2 protein-coding genes are annotated in these 4,069 nt (G+C 67.5%); both read right to left on the bottom strand.

Annotated elements, in window-relative coordinates; translation table 11 throughout:
• Positions 1-469 precede the first annotated feature (469 nt).
• Positions 470-781, bottom strand: coding sequence for a hypothetical protein (locus AC13HU_RS33540; RefSeq protein ID WP_483045760.1), 312 nt, complete (start codon positions 779-781; stop codon positions 470-472).
• 457 nt (positions 782-1,238) lie between these two features.
• The gene (locus tag AC13HU_RS33545; protein ID WP_483045761.1) at positions 1,239-3,842 is read right to left on the bottom strand and encodes a DEAD/DEAH box helicase family protein; all 2,604 of its coding nucleotides are present in this window, start codon (positions 3,840-3,842) and stop codon (positions 1,239-1,241) included.
• Positions 3,843-4,069 lie beyond the last annotated feature (227 nt).

Genomic DNA, 4,069 nt, shown 5'->3' on the forward strand with positions numbered 1-4,069 from the left:
CACGTCCCGCTGCAGATCCACGATCACGCGCACGAGGTCCTCGTACGACGGCTGACGCTTCGCGAGTCCCACGGACAGACCAACGAGGCAACCACCCGCAGGTCACACAAGGACCTGAGCAGTCACCCTCGCGGATCTCTCGGTGAACTCGCCACAGAGGCTGCCAGTTCTTGCCGCTGAGGGCGAGGGCCGCGGCGGCCACCGGGACCGGGCCGCCAAGCTGGCTACGCAGCTCGACGTCGAAGACCACGAAGGTGGTGGAACTGAATTCGGCATCCATCATCCGCACCACCATCACAATATCGATTCGTGTGACGCACAAAGCGCATCTTGCGGCCGACTCGGCGAAGCCGACGCTCCCGTTCGCTTATTCGCACGGCCACCCCTGCCCGCGCGCCGCAACCCATCCGCGCCCAAGCTCATCCGGGCAACACGGAGTTCTTCAAGATCCCCTGGGAACGTCAGGCTCTCAGTCCTTGCCCCGAAGCGGGATCGTGTGCAGCCGCTTCCAGGTGATGCTTTTGCTGCGGTCGTTGCTGGTCGCGGTGACGTCCACGAGGCTGATGTCCTTGATGTGGAGGGGCGCATGTCCGGGCCGTATCCGGCGCAGCAGCCGCTGCGCGGCGTCGGAGTCCGCGTCGGCGTATGCGTAGGCGGTGGTCAGGTGCTGCAACGACCAGGCGTAGCGGCAGGCGTCCTCGCCGAGGGCGGCACGGATGCCGTCGCGTGCAGCGGCGTGAAGGCGGGCGAGGCCGTCGTCGGGATGCAGGTCGGCGATCACCCCCGAGTAAGTCGCGGCACAAGCCGTGTCCCCCGCAGGTCGTGTCGCTTTCGGGCGGGACGGACGAGCGGTGCGTGTCGTACCCGAAGCGGATGTTCGGTGTCGCATTCGAGTGCCTCGTGAAGTCGTCGTTGTGTCCAGCATCACGGCCGTCCTGACGATGTCAGCGGCCGACGCCGAGCGGAATCGGCGGGGCCACGGACTCCCACGTGATGGCCTTCTCGGACGCGCTGGCGGACACGTCGACGAGTTCGATGGAGTCGATGTGGAGGGGGCGTGGCTGGGGCGGACGCGCCGTATGCGTCGGTGGATCTGGTGGAAGTGGTCATGGGTGACCTCGGCCGTGGGGTAGGACTCGGCCAGGTGCAGAAAAGCCGCGGCCGGTACACAGGCTGCGGCCCGTCCGGACCGCCCCTCCCCAGTGTCTGACGGCTGTGATGACCAGCTTTGCTTGTCATCACGTCGACGGGAAGATGGCGGCTACGTCGTCTGCGGTGACAAGCCGCCCACGAGAGGGCGCGAGCAGTTTGCCCAGCCAGCCGTCCTCTTGGGGCAGGAGCGCTTCGATCCTCGTGCGAGCTTCACCGCGTGCCTCGGCGTTGTTGCCACCGCACAGCGCGTCGTACTGGCGGAGCCGGTCGGCCAGCATGTCGTAGAGCCTCACGGCCGCTCCGTGGTTGACCAAAACGATCTTGTCGTGAGCCGCTTCTGCAGCGTCGCCCTGGGTGGTGGTCGCTGGAGTGAGCAGGCAACCGAAGACGCGGGTCTTCGCAGAACGCCTGGTCTCGACCTCGATCTGCCCGAGCAGTTGGTTGACGTCGCCGCGATTAAGCGGATGAGGCTCGCCTTTCGGGACGGTCTTGACCTCCCAGACGCGGCGTTCGGCGCGCTTGACGGTGGACCACGTCCAGCGGCAGTCCGTGGCGCTCTGCTCCCTCTTGGGTGGGCGTTCGCCAGTGGCACCCACCAGGCGGGCGAGCCTGGTCAGTCCTTCGCACTGTTGGTCGTGGCCGCCTGTGAGCTGGATGCGGCCCTCGGAGAGGACGCGGTCGAGGCGGGCACCGGTTTCACGGCGCCACTCGTCCCAGGCGAGGAAGAATCGGTCGGTGTCGTCAGCGGTGTGTTCGTAGCCTTCGAGGTCGGCGATGGTGCGGGCGAGTCTGCGGAACCAGGTGGTGCGCGGGCCGCCGGCGGTGGCGTCTTCCAGTGCGTTACGTGCGGCAGCCAGGTCTTGGTTGCGTCCTCGGTTGAAGTGGGCATGGGCTTCCACGTAGCGCCAGAACGCGGCGTGTTCGGTTTCTCCGGCCACGGAGAGTTGAGCGGCTGCTTCTTTCGCCTTCTTGGCCGCTCCCGCGTGGTCGCCCAGCCACAGGTCGGTCGCTGCGGAGACCTCGGCGTCGGCACTGGAGACGTCGCCGCTCCCGCTGGTGTTGCGGCCGGGCCGCGCCTTGCGATGAGGACTTGCGGGGGTTGCTACGGTCCCGGCGGAAGTCGGAGTCTGCGTTGCTGGTTGCCAGAAGGCGGCGCAGGCGCGCAGCGTGCCGTCCCAGCCCTGGTCGTATATCTCCAGTGCGGCACGGACGGTGGGTTCGGTGCCTGCGGGGATCGACTTGCGGACTGCGGGGTCGGCGAGCATCTGGGCGAAGCTGGGGTCCAGCCCAAGGTAGAGGGAGCGGTCGGTCGGTTCGCGGTTGGCGCGACCCAGCGCCTGGGTGACCCGTTGGCCGACGCGGTGGCGCATGAAGCTGGCGTCGCCGAGATACGCGACGACGAAACGTTCGAACTCGCTGCTGGCCTGCGGGACCGTGGTGATGATGACCAGCTTGCACAGGTCGCCCGCGAGGTCGAGCCCGTCGTAGCGGCCGGCAGTGATCAGGTGCCCGTTCGCGACTCGGCTCCATGCGTCGACCATCGAGTCGTCGCCGGGACGAAGACGATAGACCGGCTGCCCGTAGGCGGTGAGGGTCTCCTGAAGGGTGTCGGCCTCGGCGTGGCTCGCGCACAACCAGGCGGCTCGGCCTCCGGCCGCCTGGGCTTGGGCGAGGGCCCAGCCGAGGACGTTCTGGCCGAAGGGGGGTTCGGCACTGGGATTGAGTACGAGCAGTCGCTCGCCCGTCGCGCCAGATGGCAACGAGGTGGCGGTGGTCAGGCGGGTGACCGGGGCGCCACCGACTCGCCGCTGCAGGTCGTCCATCGAGCCGAGGGTGGCCGACAGGTAGATCCGCTGCTTGGCCCGGCTGTACTGGGTGTTGAGCGCGGTCGGCGGGTGGTAAGGGCGGACCTCGATGCCGGAGGGTCCGATGAGGATGCCGCATTGAGTGAGGTGGTCGCGGACGGAAGGCCAGACATACCTCATCTCGTCCTTGAGTTCCCGGTCCGTGACGAGGGGTGACGCCTCAATGGCGTCGCGCGTCGGGCCCGCGATCGCGTCCCAGTCGCTGAAGGACAGCAGTTCGGGCGGAGTGCCGGGCCGGGCGGTGCCGTCGAGCATCGCGCGCAGGCCGGGGTAAGCGTCAGTGTGCGCCACCACCAACTCGCAGATGGTCTGGTAGAGCCGGCGAGCGGGGCCGACCTTGTCGGGGATGCGCAGGGTCTGCAACCCGCTGAGGGGCTGCTCGGCGAGGTGGGCGTCGTCGAAGATGACCAGGTCGGCGGGTTGCGGGACGGGCTTGCTGTTGAAGTAGACCCAATAGTTCATCACACCGACGGCCTGGGCCTGATGGTAGTCGTCGAGCTTGGCGCCGCCGTAGTCCTTCGAGGCGAAGCGGACGACGTCCAGTCCGAGCGCTTCGGCTTCCTCCTCGACCCGCTCGGCGAGTTGGCGGGTACCAGTCAGGTAGGCCACCGACCACCCGCGTGTGAGGGCGTGATCGGCGATCAATAACGCCAGCAGCGTCTTGCCCTCGCCGGTGGGCATCTCGACGGCCAGGTCCGTAGTGTCGAGGTGCTGCTCCGCGTACGCCGCGAGAACCTGGCGCTGACCAGGGCGAAGCTTGGTGAACCTCGCCGATCCAAAATCGGCCAGGTTCTGCTCAAAGTCCGGCTTCGCCGTGTATTCCACCGTTCACTCCTCACTCGTACCGTGTGGACTCTACGGGGTTGGGTGGTAGCCAGGCCGCTCTATTTCCATTCGCGCGGCATGGTGACGGAGAAGGGCCCGGCTAGTACTGCAACCGCATCTGGAGAATGTGGCCTCGGCGTTTGTAGTGGGATCGGCGGGCTCGGGCCTGGCTGCGTCGTCGGAAGCGTGACCAGTGCAGATGGTGCTCGTTGCTGTGGCAGTGGCGC

It is taken from the genome of Streptomyces sp. NH27, assembly GCF_056859195.1.